14 protein-coding genes are annotated in these 15750 nt (G+C 62.1%); 8 read left to right on the plus strand and 6 right to left on the minus strand.

The window, feature by feature from the left end; translation table 11 throughout:
• Window positions 1-40 precede the first annotated feature (40 nt).
• Window positions 41-1513, minus strand: coding sequence for an MFS transporter (locus ACR6AS_RS02295; RefSeq protein WP_111139869.1), 1473 nt, complete (start codon window positions 1511-1513; stop codon window positions 41-43).
• 286 nt (window positions 1514-1799) lie between these two features.
• Between ACR6AS_RS02295 and osmF the strand changes: the two genes are divergently transcribed.
• Genes osmF through ACR6AS_RS02315 form a run of 4 tightly spaced genes read left to right on the plus strand, consistent with a single transcriptional unit; the run spans window position 1800 to window position 5549 of the window.
• Window positions 1800-2711, plus strand: coding sequence for a glycine betaine ABC transporter substrate-binding protein OsmF (osmF, locus tag ACR6AS_RS02300; RefSeq protein ID WP_111139859.1), 912 nt, complete (start codon window positions 1800-1802; stop codon window positions 2709-2711).
• A 3-nt stretch (window positions 2712-2714) separates the two neighbouring features.
• Entirely contained in the window at window positions 2715-3890 is a 1176-nt protein-coding gene (locus ACR6AS_RS02305) for an ABC transporter permease (protein ID WP_293773805.1), read from the plus strand.
• The gene (locus ACR6AS_RS02310) at window positions 3883-4830 is read left to right on the plus strand and encodes an ABC transporter ATP-binding protein (protein ID WP_434160995.1); all 948 of its coding nucleotides are present in this window, start codon (window positions 3883-3885) and stop codon (window positions 4828-4830) included. The genes ACR6AS_RS02305 and ACR6AS_RS02310 overlap by 8 nt, the downstream gene beginning before the upstream one ends.
• Window positions 4818-5549 carry an ABC transporter permease gene (locus ACR6AS_RS02315; protein ID WP_128086669.1) on the plus strand — a complete coding sequence of 244 codons (732 nt, stop codon included), beginning with the start codon at window positions 4818-4820 and terminating at the stop codon, window positions 5547-5549. Before ACR6AS_RS02310 ends, ACR6AS_RS02315 begins: the two co-directional genes overlap by 13 nt.
• On the opposite strand, the gene ACR6AS_RS20525 is transcribed toward ACR6AS_RS02315, so the two are convergent.
• Entirely contained in the window at window positions 5530-5637 is a 108-nt protein-coding gene (locus ACR6AS_RS20525; RefSeq protein ID WP_008925078.1) for a hypothetical protein, read from the minus strand. The two genes, ACR6AS_RS02315 and ACR6AS_RS20525, sit on opposite strands and share 20 nt — an antisense overlap.
• An 87-nt stretch (window positions 5638-5724) precedes the next feature.
• Window positions 5725-6459, minus strand: a complete 735-nt coding sequence (locus ACR6AS_RS02320; protein ID WP_111139863.1) for a MerR family transcriptional regulator — start codon at window positions 6457-6459, stop codon at window positions 5725-5727.
• A 149-nt stretch (window positions 6460-6608) separates the two neighbouring features.
• Here ACR6AS_RS02320 and ACR6AS_RS02325 point away from each other — a divergent pair, with 149 nt between their 5' ends.
• The 4 genes from ACR6AS_RS02325 (at window position 6609) to ybiB (ending at window position 10983) form a co-directional block, all read left to right on the plus strand.
• Window positions 6609-7172: an XRE family transcriptional regulator gene (locus ACR6AS_RS02325; protein WP_293773811.1), complete on the plus strand. Its 564-nt coding sequence runs from the start codon at window positions 6609-6611 to the stop codon at window positions 7170-7172.
• Window positions 7169-7687 carry a GNAT family N-acetyltransferase gene (locus ACR6AS_RS02330; RefSeq protein ID WP_293773812.1) on the plus strand — a complete coding sequence of 173 codons (519 nt, stop codon included), beginning with the start codon at window positions 7169-7171 and terminating at the stop codon, window positions 7685-7687. The genes ACR6AS_RS02325 and ACR6AS_RS02330 overlap by 4 nt, the downstream gene beginning before the upstream one ends.
• A 138-nt stretch (window positions 7688-7825) precedes the next feature.
• Window positions 7826-9994: an ATP-dependent DNA helicase DinG gene (gene dinG, locus ACR6AS_RS02335; RefSeq protein WP_434160998.1), complete on the plus strand. Its 2169-nt coding sequence runs from the start codon at window positions 7826-7828 to the stop codon at window positions 9992-9994.
• Between the two features lie 23 nt (window positions 9995-10017).
• On the plus strand, window positions 10018-10983 hold the full coding sequence (gene ybiB, locus ACR6AS_RS02340; protein WP_434160999.1) for a DNA-binding protein YbiB: 966 nt from the start codon (window positions 10018-10020) through the stop codon (window positions 10981-10983).
• A 1-nt stretch (window position 10984) separates the two neighbouring features.
• On the opposite strand, the gene ACR6AS_RS02345 is transcribed toward ybiB, so the two are convergent.
• The 3 genes from ACR6AS_RS02345 to hutH form a co-directional block, all read right to left on the minus strand.
• Window positions 10985-12142 (minus strand): M20 aminoacylase family protein, encoded by a 1158-nt coding sequence (locus ACR6AS_RS02345; protein WP_434161001.1) that lies wholly within the window; start codon window positions 12140-12142, stop codon window positions 10985-10987.
• Window positions 12143-12337: 195 nt separating this feature from the next.
• The gene (gene hutU, locus ACR6AS_RS02350) at window positions 12338-14023 is read right to left on the minus strand and encodes a urocanate hydratase (protein ID WP_434161003.1); all 1686 of its coding nucleotides are present in this window, start codon (window positions 14021-14023) and stop codon (window positions 12338-12340) included.
• Between the two features lie 15 nt (window positions 14024-14038).
• Window positions 14039-15589: a histidine ammonia-lyase gene (gene hutH / locus ACR6AS_RS02355; RefSeq protein ID WP_434161005.1), complete on the minus strand. Its 1551-nt coding sequence runs from the start codon at window positions 15587-15589 to the stop codon at window positions 14039-14041.
• Between the last annotated feature and the right edge of the window lie 161 nt (window positions 15590-15750).

Consider the following 15750-nt stretch of genomic DNA (forward strand, 5'->3'; position numbering starts at 1 on the left):
AAAGCCGCTAAGTGTCCTGACTGCCTTTCCGCCCTGACCATCACAACGGCCTGAAATCTTCCGCATCCACATCGTAGCCCGAGGGTTCCCAGCGGATCGCCAGCAGGGCCAGCAGACCGGCTAGCGGTGCCAGGAAGATCACCCAGAAGACGCCGGTGCCGAGCGCCGCAACCAGCACGGGAAACAGAAACAGTGAAACGGTCGAACTGCCGCGCATCAGCGTCTGATTGAAGCCGACACCCACGCCGCGCAGCGAGGTCGGGTAGCTCAGCGAAGCAAAGGTCATGGTGTGTGACCCCGGTCCGAATCCCTGACCAAACAGGAACAGCGCCAGCATCGCGATAGCCAGCGCCGCCTCCTGTCCCCCTTCCGGGCGGCCAATCAGCGCCAGCCCGAGCAGCGCCACACACTGACAGCCATAACCTGCCACCGACATTTTCCACGCCCCCAGGCGCGGCACCAGCCGCACGGCCAGAATGCCGCCGACAAAGGCAAACAGCAGGTTCAGCGCCAGCGAGACCAGAATTGTGGTCAGCATCGACTGCGCAAGGAAACTGGAGATGATCACCGGCAGGCCAAAAGCGACGGCGTTATAGGCAAACGAGGAGGCGACAGAGGTGATGGTCGCCAGCAGTGTCCGGCGGCGATAAACCCCCTTCAGGAGCGCGCCATAGTTGCGCCAGCCTGCCTTGCGCACCGGCGTAGCAGGCGTCAGCCCGGCGTCGGTGGCCACCTGCGCGTTGATGTTCCAGGCACTGCGCAGAATCGCCGCCGCGCCGTTCAGGTCGCCCTGGTTCGCGGCCCAGACCGGCGATTCGCTCATGTAACGGCTGCGGATGGCGATGATGATAATCGCCGGGACGGCACCAAACCCCAGGATCAGCCGCCAGAGCCAGTCGGTGTGGCTTTCCGGCAGCACGGCATAGAGCAGCAGCACCAGCAGGTAGGAGATGCTGATCGCCGCATACCAGGTGGGACACCACATCGCCACGCTGGCCGCTTTGTTCCCCTTGCCGCGCAGTCTTGAAAACTCGGCCAGAAAGGCCATCGCCACCGGCAGATCGATGCCGACGCCCAGCCCCATGACAAAACGCGCAGCCGCCAGCACATACTCGTTGGGCGCGAACGCACAGGCGAAAGCCGCCACGACAAAAAAGAACATATCGGCCATAAACACCCGATAACGGCCAATTTTATCCGTGAGATAGCCGCCGATCAGGGCGCCGATGATGGCGCCGAAGGTAATGGCCGAGGCGACCATGCCGGTGCCGGAGGGCGTCAGGTTAAATTCGCGCGTAATGTCTTTCATGCCAAAGGCCAGCGCACCCAGGTCGTAGGCATCGAGAAACACGCCCCCCAGCGCAATCGCGATAACGATACGGGCGTTATTACGGGCGCTGTCGCCGCTGTTCACTAAACGGGAGACATCTGCTGCATTGCGGATCCACTGCGTTTCACCCGCAGGCGCACGGCCTGCTGTTGCCACATGGGCGGAAGAGATCAGGTCTGACATGATGTTCTGCATCTTTGATTATTTATACCAGGCCTGGAAGGATAGCCATTCAGACGTCCAGAAGTAAATTCATTTCAGCTATATGAAATAAGATTCTCATCTCAGAATGCTGTTCTGCTTCGAGAAAGTCCGCCGCATCACCCACAGGCCAGGCTACGCTTTTAAGGCAGAAACTCTCCGCTGCCGGGTCTGTCAGCCTGCGGCTGCGCGGCAGAAGAGCAGCCTGAACGCATAACGCCCTGCGCGGCGCAAAAACGACACACGAAAACGCGATAAGGAAAAGATCATGATCAGAACCCGGGGCTGGATCGGCGTCAGCGCTTTGCTGCTCAGTATGGGAATGGCACAGGCGGCAGATCCTGTGCGGGTCGGCTCAAAAATTGATACCGAAGGGTCGCTGCTGGGCAATGTGATCCTGCAGGTGCTGGAAAAGCATGGGGTCAAAACCGTCAATAAAATCCAGCTCGGTTCGACACAGGTGGTACGCGGTGCCATCACGGCGGGCGAACTTGATATCTATCCGGAATATACCGGCAACGGCGCCTTCTTCTTCAACGACGAGAAAGACAGCGCCTGGAAGAGTGCTACCGCCGGCTACGAGAAAGTGAAGAAGCTCGATGCAGAGAAGAATCACCTGGTGTGGCTGACCCCGGCACCGGCCAATAACACCTGGACCATCGCCGTGCGCAAAGAACTGGCGGAAAAAAATCAGCTCTCCTCGCTGGCCGATCTCAGTGCCTGGCTGAAAAAAGGGGGCACCTTTAAGCTGGCGGCGTCGGCAGAATTTATTGAGCGCAGTGATGCTCTACCCGCCTTTGAAAAAGCGTACGGCTTTAACCTGAAACAGGATCAGCTGCTGTCGCTGGCGGGCGGTGACACCGCAGTCACCATCAGCGCGGCGGCGCAGCAGACATCCGGGGTCAATGCGGCGATGGCCTATGGGACAGACGGGCCGGTGGCGGCGCTGGGCCTGCAGACGCTCAGCGATCCCAAAGGCGTTCAGCCGATCTATGCGCCGACGCCGGTTATCCGTGAATCGGTGCTGAAAGCCTATCCCGGCATTGAGGGGTGGCTGAAGCCGGTGTTCAGCGCGCTGGATGAGAAGACGCTGCAACAGCTCAACGCGAAAATCGCGGTCGACGGCCAGGATGCCAGCAGCGTTGCGACTGAGTGGCTGCAGCAGCAGAAGATCCTGTAACCGATGCCGATAGCGCGGGAAGCGATACGCCGTCCGGTGCAGCAGCCGGTGGCCTGGCTGCTGCTGACCCTGCTGAGTCTGGCGCTGATCGTGCTGCCGTTTCTCAACGTTGCCCCGAACCGGCTGGTGGCGGGCGAACCGCTGAGGCTCTGGCAGATCAGCCGCTTCGGGCTGCTGCTGTTACCGCTGGCGGCGCTCTGGCTGCTGCTGTGGCGTCGGCCCGGTCGCAGTACGCTGATGCTGGCGCTGCTGGCCGCAGAGGTGATGCTGGCACTCCTCATCTGGCTGGGCGGTCATCAGGCCACGCTGCTCAGTCAGCAGGGCAGTCGCCTGGCGCGCACCAGCTTCGCCAGCGGCCTGTGGTGCAGCGCCGCCCTTATAGTTCTGCTGATCACCGACCTGGTGCGGCAACTGACCCGTCACCGGCTGGTTCAGCTGCTGCTCAATCTGCAGGTCTGGCTGCTGCCGCTGCTGTTGCTGTTCAGCGGTCAGCTGGCCGATCTCTCTTTGCTCAGGGAGTACACCAATCGCCAGGCCGTGTTTGATGCGGCACTCAGCCGCCATCTCACTCTGCTGGCGGGTACGGTGCTGCCTGCGCTGCTGATCGCGCTGCCGCTGGGTGTGGCGCTGTTCCGGCGTCCGGGCTGGCAGGGCAGCATTTTCGGCGTGCTGAATGTGATTCAGACGGTGCCCTCCGTCGCCCTGTTTGGCCTGCTGATCGCGCCACTGGCCGGTCTGGCTCAGCACTTTCCCTGGCTGGGCGCGTGGGGGATCAGCGGCATCGGCATGGCTCCGGCGCTGATCGCGCTGGTGCTCTACGCGCTGTTGCCGCTGGTACGGAGCGTGGTGGTAGGGCTGCAGCAGGTACCCCGCGAGGTGCGCGAGAGTGCCCGTGGCATGGGAATGAGCGGCTGGCAGCAGTTCCGGGCGGTGGATGTACCGCTGGCGCTGCCGGTCTGGCTGGCGGGGCTGCGGGTGGTGGTGGTGCAGACGCTGGGGATGGCCGTGGTGGCGGCGCTGATTGGCGCAGGCGGCTTCGGCGCGATTATTTTTCAGGGGCTGCTAAGCAGTGCGCTGGATCTGGTGCTGCTGGGCGTAATCCCTGTAATTGCGCTGGCGGTGACAGTCGATGCGCTGTTCCGCCTGCTGATCTCACTGCTGGAGAGAAGAGATGATTGAATTCAGGGGCGTATCACGCGCGTTTAACGGCAAAGCGGCGGTGAAAGATCTGACATTGCAGGTGGCCGCCGGTGAGTTCTGCGTACTGCTCGGCACCTCCGGCTCCGGCAAATCGACCACCCTGAAGATGATTAACCGGCTGGTGGAGTTTGACAGCGGAGATATCCGCTTTGCCGGTGAGTCGATTCGCCAGCTGGATGCCCGCGCGCTGCGTCGCCGCATGGGCTACGCCATCCAGTCGACCGGCCTGTTTCCGCACTGGACGGTGCGGAAGAATATCGCCACGGTGCCGGTTCTGCTGGGCTGGCCGGCTGCGCAGATCAATGCGCGCATCGCGACGCTGCTGGGCCTGCTGAACCTGGACACACAACTGCTCGACCGCTATCCGCATCAGCTCTCCGGCGGACAGCAGCAGCGGGTTGGGGTCGCGCGTGCGCTGGCGGCGGACCCGGAAGTCCTGCTGATGGATGAGCCGTTCGGGGCGCTCGACCCGGTCACCCGCGGCATGCTGCAACAGGAGATGCTGCGCATTCACCGGCTTTCGGGCCGCACGATTGTGCTGGTGACCCATGATATCGACGAAGCACTGACGCTGGCCGACCGTCTGGTGCTGATGGATAACGGCGAGATCGTTCAGCAGGGCAGACCGGCAGAACTGCTGACGCAGCCGAAAAATGCGTTTGTGCGCGACTTCTTTGGCCGCAGCGAAATCGGGGTGCGGCTGCTGTCGCTGGAGCAGGTCAGCCAGGCCGTGCGTCACGGGGAGTGGCTGGCGGGCGAACCGATTGCGGCCGGGCTGACGCTGCGGGAGGCCCTTTCACAGTTTATCGCCCGGCGAACCGACCAGCTGCCGGTGGTCGACGCGCAGCAGCAACCGCTGGGCGTTCTCCACTTCAGCGATCTGCTGCAACGGCACGGGGCAGCCCCATGCGCAGGTTAAGGGATCCGCTGCTGTGGCTGGTGCTGCTCTATGTCGCGCTGCTGAGCCTGATGCCCTGGAGCGGGCCGCTGTTTCACCGCTGGTTTCCCGATCTGGCGCGGCCGCTCTATCAGCAGGAGAGCTTCTGGCAGCTCACCCTGGCGCATCTGTTTCTGGTGATCGCCGCCAGCCTGCTGGCGATCGTGACTGGCGTCGGCAGCGGCGTACTGGTGACGCGACGGGCAGGGCGCGCCTTCCGGCCGCTGACAGAGACGATTGTGGCCGCCGGACAGACGATTCCGCCGGTGGCGGTGCTGGCGATTGCGGTACCGGTGATGGGCTTTGGCGCGTGGCCTGCGGTGGTGGCACTGCTGCTCTATGGCCTGCTGCCGATTTTACAGGGCACGCTAGCGGGCATCGACAGTGTGCCGGAGAGCAGCCGGGAGATCGCAACCGGGGTCGGGATGAGTGCCTGGCAGCGGTTGTGGCAGGTTGAACTGGCGCTGGCTGCGCCGGTGATCATCGCCGGAATACGCACGTCGGTGATCATTAACATCGGAACCGCGGCCATCGCCTCGACGGTGGGGGCCAAAAGTCTCGGCTCACCGGTGATTATCGGGTTAAGCGGGTTTAACACGGCCTACGTGATTCAGGGGGCGCTGCTGGTGGCGCTGCTGGCTATCGTCAGCGATCGTCTGTTTGAACGCCTGCAACGCTGGCTTAGCGTGAATGAACGATAAGGGAGTATCCCACCAGCATCAGACCGCTGGTGCCGCCGACGGCCATGATAAAAAAGAGCGTGGCGAAAAAGGCTTTTTTGACATTCATGGTTAAAACCTGAGCTTGTGAACAGTGAGGCGGGGATAATAGCGCGCGCAAGGCAGCAGGCAAAGCGCCCGGCGTGCGTTTTTGTTATCAGGCAGGTTCGTGCAGACGTACAGCGTAACCCTGTTCCTGCCAGTGTGTCAGCTGTTCCTGCTGGCGTCGGGTCAGTTTTTTACCGGTAAAGACAAACATATTCATGCCAGGAAAGAGTTCAGGGCGCGGCACATCCAGCGGTTCAGCCAGCACATCAATCCGCCAGCCGTGCTGGGAGAGACGCCACCCTTCCAGCCAGATACGGGTCCGATCTTCGATACCCCAGCCGATTATCAGCGCATCTTTGCCTGACTTTTTGCGGCTGCCGGTCAGGCAGAAGGCCACATAGTCAATCAGTAACCCATCCAGCAGACTGCACATGGTGCGGGCGGTGTTCTGGTCCAGACTCAGCTTCTGGCGCACCGGCATAAAAACGTGGTCGATCAGCGCATCAATCGGATGTTCGCGGCCAATCGCGGCAATTTTGTTACGAAGTTTAGCGGGCCTGACGTGACGCAGGACGCTGATGAGCTCATCCTGTAATGTCGTCCAGCCATCATGCGCATCCACATCGCCACCTTCCAGCAGTGCCTTGACCTTGCCGACGGGCACGCCGCTTTCAATCCAGCGCATGATCTCTTCAATGCGCTGAACATCTTCTTCATCAAACTGACGATGTCCGCCTTCGGTGCGCTGCGGCTTCAGTAAGCCATAACGACGCTGCCAGGCGCGTAAGGTGACTGGGTTTATGCCACAGCGCTCGGCGACGTCACCGATACTGTATAAGGTCATAAAATCCTCTTTCGATTGGTCTGAGTGCAATTACCATAACGAAGCAATTTAAGTTGTACAATACATTTCGCTATGTACAACTTGACTGATACGGCATTTCCAGGCTACATCTCAAATATGAGAATATTTCCCACATATGAGAATAACCCATGTCGGAGCTGAATACTGAGCAGCGACTGGCGGTGAGGCTGTCAGAATTACGACTGCAACGCGGCTGGTCATTAGATGAACTTTCTGTCGCCACGGGCATCAGCCGCGCGTCATTATCGCGCATTGAGCGAAGCGAGACCAGCCCCACGGCGGCACTGCTTAACCGGCTGTGTGCGGCTTATGGACTCACGATGTCGCGTCTGCTGAGTGAAGTCGAGGAGGAGTCCACTCTGCTGGTCAGAGCGGAACAGCAGCCGGTGTGGCAGGATGCCGCCAGCGGATTTGTCCGCCGCAATGTTTCACCGCCTGCCCTCTATTTTAGATGCGAACTGGTAGAGGGCAAGTTACGACCCGGCGCGCGGATCGATTATGACACGCCGCCCGTTCAGGGACTGGAGCAGCATATCTGGCTGCGCGAGGGCGGCCTGACCATCTCGATGGGGCTGCAGCAGTGGACGCTGCAGCCCGGTGACTGCCTGCGGTTTCACCTGACGGGAAAATCCGCCTTTGAGGCGCACCTCACCGACGGGGCTCGTTATCTGCTGGTGGTGGCCAGACCATGATCGATTACACCCGCTTCAGCGCCACGCAGGCGCAGCAGCAGCTCAGTGACCTCAGTGCGCTCCTGCAGGCGTGCGTGGCGGAGGGTGCCAGCGTGGGGTTTACGGATGCCGCTGACCAGCAGGCGATCCGGCACTTCTGGCAGCAGCGCATTCCCGCCCTGGCCGCCGGAGAGAGTCAGCTATTCGTCGCCCGTCAGCAGGAGACCCTCCTGGGGACGGTGATGATAAACCACAGTGCCATGCCGAATGGCCGCCACCGGGCGGAGGTCAGCAAACTGCTGGTGCATCCGCAGGCGCGCCGTCAGGGCATTGCCCGGGCGCTGATGCAGCGTGCCGAACAGCAGGCGCGCGCAGAGGGCAAAACGCTGCTGGTGCTCGACACCCGCAGCGGCGACGTGGCCAGCGATCTCTATCGCTCGCTGGGCTGGCAGGTGGCGGGATCGATTCCGTTTTATGCGGAATCCACCGCGGGCGTGCTGGACGCTACTACCCTGATGTATAAAGTACTGACATAGCACGGCGGGAGCGCGCTGCGGCTCCCTGACTTACGCTGAAATTTCCGACGGCGCACGAAAAATCCGGCCCGAAAGCTGACGCCGCCAGGATACTGTGTAAAAATACAGGCCATTTTTTCCGGTGTGGTAACGCTAATCATGGCCCTGACAGCCGCAATAAAAAGCCAGATAGCGGAGTGGTATAAAGCGCTTCAGCAGCAGGTGCCTGACTTCATTCCGCGTGCGCCGCAACGGCAGATGATCGCCGAAGTGGCGAAATGCCTGTCAGGTGACGACGCGCGCCATCTGGCGATTGAAGCGCCGACCGGCGTGGGAAAAACCCTCTCTTACCTGATCCCGGGCATTGCGGCCAGCCGCGCCCAGGAGAAGCGGCTGGTCATCAGCACCGCTAACGTGGCGCTGCAGGATCAGATCTTCACCAAAGATCTGCCGCTGCTGAAAAAAATTATCCCTGACCTGACTTTTACCGCCGCCTTTGGTCGCCGGCGCTACGTCTGTCCGCGCAATCTGGCCGCGCTGGCGGCAGATGATGATCAGCAGGGCGATCTGCTGCTCTGGCTGGATGATGACGCCGTCAGCAGCACCAAAGAGGAGCAGACCCAGTGTGGCCGGCTGCAGAAATCGCTGGATCGCTATCAGTGGGATGGCCTGCGCGATCACAGCGACGAGAACGTCAGCGACAGCCTGTGGCAGCGGCTCTCGACCGATAAAGCGAGCTGCCTCGGCGCGCACTGTCGCTGGTATCGCGAATGCCCGTTTTTCGTGGCGCGGCGCGAGATCGAGCAGGTGGATGTGGTGGTGGCGAACCATGCGCTGGTGATGGCGGCAATGGAAAATGAGTCGGTGCTGCCGCCCGCTAAAAATCTGATGCTGGTGCTGGATGAAGGACATCATCTGCCCGAGGTGGCCCGCGATGCGCTGGAGATAAGCGCCGATATCACCCCCGGCTGGAGCAGCCTGCAGTTCGACCTCTTCGTGAAGCTGGTGGAGAGCATTATGACGCAGATGCGGCCCAAATCCCCGCCGCCGCTGGCCAACGCGGAGCGGCTGAAAGCCCACTGCGACGAGCTGCGCGAACTGATGACGCTTACCGCCCAGGCGCTGACCCCCTTGCTGCCGCCGCATAACCAGCCGGGGGAGTTCCGCTTCGTGCTGGGCGCGCTGCCGCAGGAGCTGCTCGATCTCTGCGCCCGGCTGTTCAAACTCAGCGACGCGCTGCGTGGCCTGAGCGAAGGGCTGATCAATGCGCTGAGCGAGCAGACGGGTAAGGTGGATATGGTGCGGCTGCATCGTAATCTGCTGCAGCTCAACCGTCAGTATGGCTGGTTCGAATCCGTCAGTAAGCTGTGGCGGCTGGCGTCGATGGAGAAAGCCTCCGGTGCGCCGGTGTCGAAATGGATCACCCGCGAACTGCGCGAAGGCCAGGCGCATCTGCTGTTTCACTGCGCCGGTATCCGCGTCAGCGACCAGCTGGAGAAGATGCTGTGGCGCAAAATCGCCCATGTCGTGGTCACATCCGCCACGCTGCGTTCGCTCAACAGTTTTAACCGGTTGCAGGAGATGTCGGGCCTCAGCGAAAAGGCGGGCGACCGTTTTGTGGCGCTGGACTCCCCGTTTAATCACGTAGAGCAGGGCAGGCTGGTGATCCCGCAGATGCGCTATGAGCCGCTGATGAGCCATGAAGCCGAACATATCGCCGAGATGGCCGCCTTCTTCCGCCAGCAGATGGCAGAGAAAAAGCATAAAGGGGTGCTGGTGCTGTTTGCCAGCAACCGGGCGATGCAGCAGTTTGTCGCCTGCCTGACCGATCTGCGGCTCTCGATGCTGGTGCAGGGCGATCAGCCGCGCAGCCGCCTGGTCGAGCTGCACCGTCAGCGCGTCGCCGGGGGAGAAACCAGCATTCTGATTGGCCTGCAGTCCTTTGCGGAAGGGCTGGATCTGAAAGGCGATCTGCTGAGTCAGGTACATATCCATAAAATCGCTTTTCCCCCGGTGGACAGTCCGGTAATTTTGACCGAAGGCGAGTGGCTGAAGAGCCTGAAGCGCTATCCGTTTGAGGTGCAGAGCTTACCCAGCGCCTCATTTACCCTGATCCAGCAGGTCGGACGCCTGATCCGCAGCCATCAATGCTACGGCGAGATCGTGATTTATGACCGCCGGTTGCTGAGCAAACCCTACGGCAGCCGGTTGTTAGCCGCGCTGCCGGTCTTTCCGATTGAGCAGCCGGCAACGCCGGAGCCGGCCGCGATACCGGCCAGTGTGGTGCCAAAAAATACCGTGCGTAAACGACGCCCCACGCGGCGCTGAGCGCACTTAACCGGAAGCGAGAGATGGAACTGAATAAAATTATTAAAGAGGTGGGCCGCGGTAAAAATCATGCCCGCGACATCGACTTTGATACTGCTGTGGCGCTCTATAGCGCGATGCTGGCGGGCGACGTGCCGGACCTGGAGCTGGGCGCTATTTTGATTGCGCTGCGCATTAAAGGCGAGGGCGAAGCGGAGATGCGCGGCTTTTACCAGGCGATGCAGGCGCAGATGATGTCGCTGCGGGCGCCGGAAAACCGGCCGATGCCGATTGTCATTCCCAGCTACAACGGCGCGCGCCGACAGGGCAACCTGACGCCGCTGCTGGCGCTGCTGCTGGCGAAACTCGGGTTTCCGGTGCTGGTGCACGGCGTCAGCGACGATGCAACGCGCATCACCAGCGAAGCGGTCTTTGCGGCGCTGGGGATCGCCCCGGTGACGACGGCGGCAGCAGCGCAGGCGAAACTGGAGCAGGGGCTGGCGTTTATCACCATCGATCATCTCTGCCCGCCGATGGCGAAACAGCTGTCGCTGCGCTGGCGGATGGGGGTGCGCAACAGCGCGCATACGCTGGCAAAGCTGGCGACCCCGTTTGCGGAGCGTGCGGCGCTGCGCCTGTCGAGCGTCTCGCATCCGGAATATGTGCCGCGCGTGGCGAAATTCTTCAGTGACATCGATGCCCCGGCGCTGTTACTCAACGGCACCGAAGGGGAGGTCTATGCTAATCCGCTGCGCTGCCCGGCGATCAGCATGATCCAGGGCGCAGGCGCGGAAGCGGAAGTGTGGGTGGAGCGTCAGCCGGAGGTGGCCGTTGAGCTGCCGGCAGATAAAACGGCGGCGGTGACCGCGCGCTGGATCGAAGAGGTGCTGAACCAGCAGCGTCCGGTGCCTGCGTCGCTGCGGCTGCAGCTCGCCTGCTGTCTGCGCGCCAGCGGTGAGTGTGACTCGCTGGACGCGGCAGAGCAGAGGATTCGCGCCGCCGGTTACTGAATCAGGCGACGGGCAGCGCCTGCTCGACCAGGTTCTGCCAGAAGCGGATGCCGATCGGCAGCAGTGCATCGTTGAAGTCATAGCGGGCGTTGTGCAGCGGTGCGGAGGGCGTGTCACCATCCGCACCCAGCCAGAAGTAGGCACCGGAACAGGCTTCCATCATGCAGGCGAAATCTTCGGACGCCATCGACGGATTTACCTGCCAGTGAACCTGCTCCGCGCCCAGCGTCGCCAGCGCCACGTCGCGCACCTGTTCAGCCGGGGCGACATGGTTGGCGGTAACCGGATAGCCCGGCAGCCAGTGAATGTCACCCCTGACGCCAAACGGCCGCGGCAGGGTCCCCACGAACTCATCAATCAGCCCGCGCACCTTTTCACGCACGCTGGTCTGCAGACAGCGCACCGTGCCGCGCAGCACAATCTGTTCCGGGATCACGTTAATCGCTTCGCCACCGTGGATCTGCGTCACGCTGACCACCGCCGAGGCGAGCGGCGACAGGCGGCGCGACGGGATGGTCTGCAGCGCCAGAATCAGTTCGGCCGCCACCACCATCGGATCGGCTCCGCTCTCCGGCATCGCCGCGTGGCAGCTTTTGCCGTGCAGGGTAATCTCAAAGGAATCCAGCGACGCCATCATCGCACCGGGATTAACCGCCAGCGACCCCAGCGGCAGCCCCGGCCAGTTGTGCATTGCATAGATGGCATCCATCGGGAAGCGCTGAAACAGGCCCTCTTCCACCATTTTGCGTGCGCCGCCCAGATTCTCTTCGGCGGGCTGAAAGATGAAATGCACCGTGCCGCTGAAGCGGCGCGTGGCGGCCAGCTGCCGGGCGGCAGCCAGCAGAATCGCGCTGTGGCCGTCGTGTCCGCAGGCGTGCATCACGCCCGGCGTTGCGGAGCGCCATCCGGGGTCGCCTTTTTCCGTAATCGGCAGCGCATCCATATCCGCACGCAGCCCGATCACCGGGCCAGGACCGTTTTCCAGCGTGCCGATCACCCCCGTACCTGCCAGGCCGCGAAACACCTGCAATCCGGCCCGAGCCAGCTCTTCCGCAATAAACTGACTGGTTACATGTTCCTGGTAACCGAGTTCGGGCTGGCGATGAAAATCATGGCGCCAGCGCAGGGCATCTTCAAGCAGGGCAGGGGAAAGGGTCATGCAGAGTCGCGCTCCATACAGAATGAGAAGATTTCACTTTAGTGATCGGGTGACGCGGCGTCTATCGCCGTCGGGATGAAATCGGGCTATAGGCTAAACCAAAATGGAATAAGTAATAAGAAAGCGATGTCAGGCAGAGGGAGAAACGGGAATAAGGATCAAAGCGGGGTAAGCGGCTGCTTACCCCGTAAACAGCTATTTCTGCATCGGCAGGTTCAGGCCATGCTCTGCCGCGCACTGCTGCGCCAGTTCATAGCCTGCGTCGGCGTGACGCATTACCCCGGTGGCCGGGTCGTTCCACAGCACCCGACTCAGACGCGCATCTGCCTCTTTGCTGCCGTCGCAGACGATCACCACCCCGGCGTGCTGCGAGAAGCCCATGCCGACCCCGCCACCATGATGCAGGCTGACCCAGGTCGCGCCGCCAGCGGTGTTCAGCAGCGCATTCAGCAGCGGCCAGTCAGAGACCGCATCCGAGCCATCTTTCATCGCTTCGGTTTCGCGGTTCGGTGAGGCGACAGAACCACAGTCGAGATGGTCGCGGCCAATCACCACCGGCGCTTTGAGTTCGCCGTTGCGCACCATTTCGTTGAAGGCCAGACCGGCCAGATGCCGCTCACCCAGCCCCAGCCAGCAGATACGGGCAGGCAGCCCCTGGAAAGCGATGCGCTCCTGCGCCATATCGAGCCAGCGATGCAGCGTTTTGTGGTGCGGGAACAGCTCTTTGAGTTTTGCATCGGTCTTGTAGATATCTTCCGGGTCGCCCGACAGTGCGACCCAGCGGAACGGGCCTTTACCTTCACAGAACAGCGGACGGATATAGGCCGGAACAAAGCCAGGAAAATCGAAGGCGTTGCTGACACCCTCATCCAGCGCCACCTGACGGATATTGTTGCCGTAATCCACGGTCGGGATGCCCATATGACAGAAGTCGAGCATCGCCTGAACGTGGACCGCCATCGAGGCGCGCGCCGCCTTCTCGACCGCTTTCGGCTGTGAAACGCGCGCCTGCTGCCAGCGCACCAGATCCCAGCCAATCGGCAGATAGCCGTTGATCGGGTCATGCGCCGAGGTCTGGTCGGTCACGATGTCCGGCTTCGGCCCGCCCGCCTGCGCGCGTTTCACCAGCTCCGGCAGGATCTCCGCCGCGTTCCCCAGCAGGCCGACCGAGATGGCTTTCTTCGCCGCGGTCGCCTCGCCGATCATCGCCAGCGCCTCGTCCAGCGTCGTGGCCTTGTAGTCGACATAGCGGGTTCGCAGGCGGAAATCGATGCGCGACTCCTGACATTCGATCGCCAGCACACAGGCCCCGGCCAGCACGCCCGCCAGCGGCTGCGCGCCACCCATGCCGCCCAGTCCGGCGGTGAGGATCCAGCGTCCGCTGAGGTCGTTGTTGTAGTGCTGACGTCCCGCCTCGACGAAGGTTTCATAGGTGCCCTGCACGATGCCCTGCGCGCCAATGTAGATCCAGGAGCCGGCCGTCATCTGGCCATACATCATCAGGCCCGCTTTATCGAGTTCGTGGAAGTGATCCCAGGTTGCCCAGTGGGGCACCAGGTTGGAGTTGGCCAGCAGCACGCGCGGGGCATCCGCATGGGTGCGGAAGATGCCGACCGGCTTGCCGCTCTGGATCAGCAGCGTCTCGTCGGGCTGCAGAACCTGCAGCGAGCGCAGGATCTGTTCGAAACAGGCCTGGTTACGCGCGGCCTTACCAATGCCGCCATAAACCACCAGATCTTCCGGCCGCTCGGCGACGTCGGGATCGAGGTTGTTCTGAATCATGCGGTAAGCCGCTTCGATCAGCCAGTTGGCGCAGTGCAGCGTGGTGCCGTGCGGCGCACGAATCTCGCGCGCTACAGCCTGAGAAAGGGTTTCGCTCATGAAAGATTCCTTTAATTAAGAAGTCGTGCGCATGCTCGGCAGCAGCGCGATCAGTGCCTGAGGCCAGTCAGCGCGGCTTGCCCACTGACGCATGGCCTCAATATCAGGTGCCATCAGGCGGTCCGCCTCCAGAAAAGCGACCTGCTCGCGGAGGGTGGCCAGCGCCTGCTCAATCAGCGAGGAGCTTTGCAGCGGCCGGTTAAATTCAATGCCCTGTGCGGCGGCCATCGCCTCGATGCCGACAACCGCCGCACTGTTGAAGCACATGCTGCCGAGACGGCGCGCGGCGTAGGTGGCCATCGAAACGTGGTCCTCCTGGTTCGCGGAGGTGGGCAGGCTGTCGACGCTGCCGGGATGCGCCAGCGATTTGTTTTCCGAGGCCAGCGCGGCGGCGGTCACCTGCGCGATCATAAAGCCGGAGTTGACGCCGCCATCCCGCACCAGGAAGGGCGGCAGGCCTGACAGGCCGCTATCCAGCAGCAGCGCCAGTCGCCGCTCAGAGATGGCGCCCACTTCAGCAATTGCCAGCGCCAGGATATCTGCGGCAAAGGCCACCGGCTCGGCATGGAAGTTGCCGCCGGAGATCACATCGCCGCTGTCGCTGAAGACCAGGGGATTGTCAGAGGCGGCGTTGGCCTCAATTTCCAGGATCCGCGCCGCGTGGCATATATTGTCCAGGCAGGCACCCATCACCTGCGGCACGCAACGGATGGAGTAGGGATCCTGAACCCGGCCGCAATGGGTATGTGAAGAGAGGATCTCGCTGCCTTCGATCAGGGCGCTGACCGCCGCCGCCACGGCAATCTGCCCCTGCTGACCGCGCGCCTGATGGATGCGGGCGTCGAACGGTTTCAGCGAACCTTTAATCGCTTCCAGCGACAGGGCACCGGCCATCAGGCCCGCGGCAAACAGATTCTCGCCCTCAAACAGGCCGCGCAGCGCCAGCGCGGTCGAGACCTGGGTGCCGTTGAGCAGGGCCAGTCCCTCTTTCGGGCCGAGCACAAATGGCGACAGCCCGACGCTGGCCAGCCCCTGGGTTGCCGGGATCAGTTCGCCATTGTGGCGGACCTGACCTTCCCCCAGCAGCATCAGCGACATGTGCGCCAGCGGTGCCAGATCGCCAGACGCGCCCACCGATCCCTTCTCCGGGATGCAGGGCATCACACCCGCGTTAAACAGCGCCAGCAGCGCCTCGACCAGCTCGATGCGCACGCCAGAGTGGCCGCGCGCCAGGCTGATAATTTTGGTCGCCACCACCAGTCGGGTGACATTGTCGGGCAGCAGGTCGCCCAGGCCGACGCTGTGTGACAGCACCAGATTACGCTGCAGCTCCGCCAGACGACTGGCCGGGATCTGCGTCTGCGCCAGTTTGCCAAAACCCGTGTTGATGCCATACACCACGTTGCCGGAGGCAACAATCGTCTCTACGGTCTGCTGGGCTGCGGCAATCGCCTGACGCGCGCCCTCATCGAGTGTCAGTGTGACCTGACCCTGATAAATAGCGCGTAATGTGGCGAGATCCACCTCGCCTGGCACCAGGCGTAATGCCTGAAACGAACCTGACATAGTCTGCTCCTGTCTGTACGTGTGTGCTGGCGTGGCTGAGCTGCTCTCCTTGCCCTGACCAGCGGGATAATGCGAGTGAATCATAAGCCGTCATTCCTGTCTATGCTTGTCTATACAATTAAACAGATGAAGCAAGAGGCATGCCAGACCGATCACAAAAA

The sequence above is a fragment of the Pantoea phosphatilytica genome (assembly GCF_051025615.1).
GTDB lineage: Bacteria > Pseudomonadota > Gammaproteobacteria > Enterobacterales > Enterobacteriaceae > Pantoea.

Coding starts and splice junctions, on each gene's coding strand:
- ACR6AS_RS02310 (WP_434160995.1), top strand. CDS start 3,883: ATGATTGAATTCAGGGGCGTATCACGCGCGTTTAACGGCAAAGCGGCG.
- ACR6AS_RS02305 (WP_293773805.1), top strand. CDS start 2,715: ATGCCGATAGCGCGGGAAGCGATACGCCGTCCGGTGCAGCAGCCGGTG.
- ybiB (WP_434160999.1), top strand. CDS start 10,018: ATGGAACTGAATAAAATTATTAAAGAGGTGGGCCGCGGTAAAAATCAT.
- ACR6AS_RS02345 (WP_434161001.1), bottom strand. CDS start 12,142: ATGACCCTTTCCCCTGCCCTGCTTGAAGATGCCCTGCGCTGGCGCCAT.
- dinG (WP_434160998.1), top strand. CDS start 7,826: ATGGCCCTGACAGCCGCAATAAAAAGCCAGATAGCGGAGTGGTATAAA.
- ACR6AS_RS02320 (WP_111139863.1), bottom strand. CDS start 6,459: ATGACCTTATACAGTATCGGTGACGTCGCCGAGCGCTGTGGCATAAAC.
- ACR6AS_RS02295 (WP_111139869.1), bottom strand. CDS start 1,513: ATGTCAGACCTGATCTCTTCCGCCCATGTGGCAACAGCAGGCCGTGCG.
- osmF (WP_111139859.1), top strand. CDS start 1,800: ATGATCAGAACCCGGGGCTGGATCGGCGTCAGCGCTTTGCTGCTCAGT.
- hutH (WP_434161005.1), bottom strand. CDS start 15,589: ATGTCAGGTTCGTTTCAGGCATTACGCCTGGTGCCAGGCGAGGTGGAT.
- ACR6AS_RS20525 (WP_008925078.1), bottom strand. CDS start 5,637: ATGAATGTCAAAAAAGCCTTTTTCGCCACGCTCTTTTTTATCATGGCC.
- ACR6AS_RS02315 (WP_128086669.1), top strand. CDS start 4,818: ATGCGCAGGTTAAGGGATCCGCTGCTGTGGCTGGTGCTGCTCTATGTC.
- ACR6AS_RS02325 (WP_293773811.1), top strand. CDS start 6,609: ATGTCGGAGCTGAATACTGAGCAGCGACTGGCGGTGAGGCTGTCAGAA.
- ACR6AS_RS02330 (WP_293773812.1), top strand. CDS start 7,169: ATGATCGATTACACCCGCTTCAGCGCCACGCAGGCGCAGCAGCAGCTC.
- hutU (WP_434161003.1), bottom strand. CDS start 14,023: ATGAGCGAAACCCTTTCTCAGGCTGTAGCGCGCGAGATTCGTGCGCCG.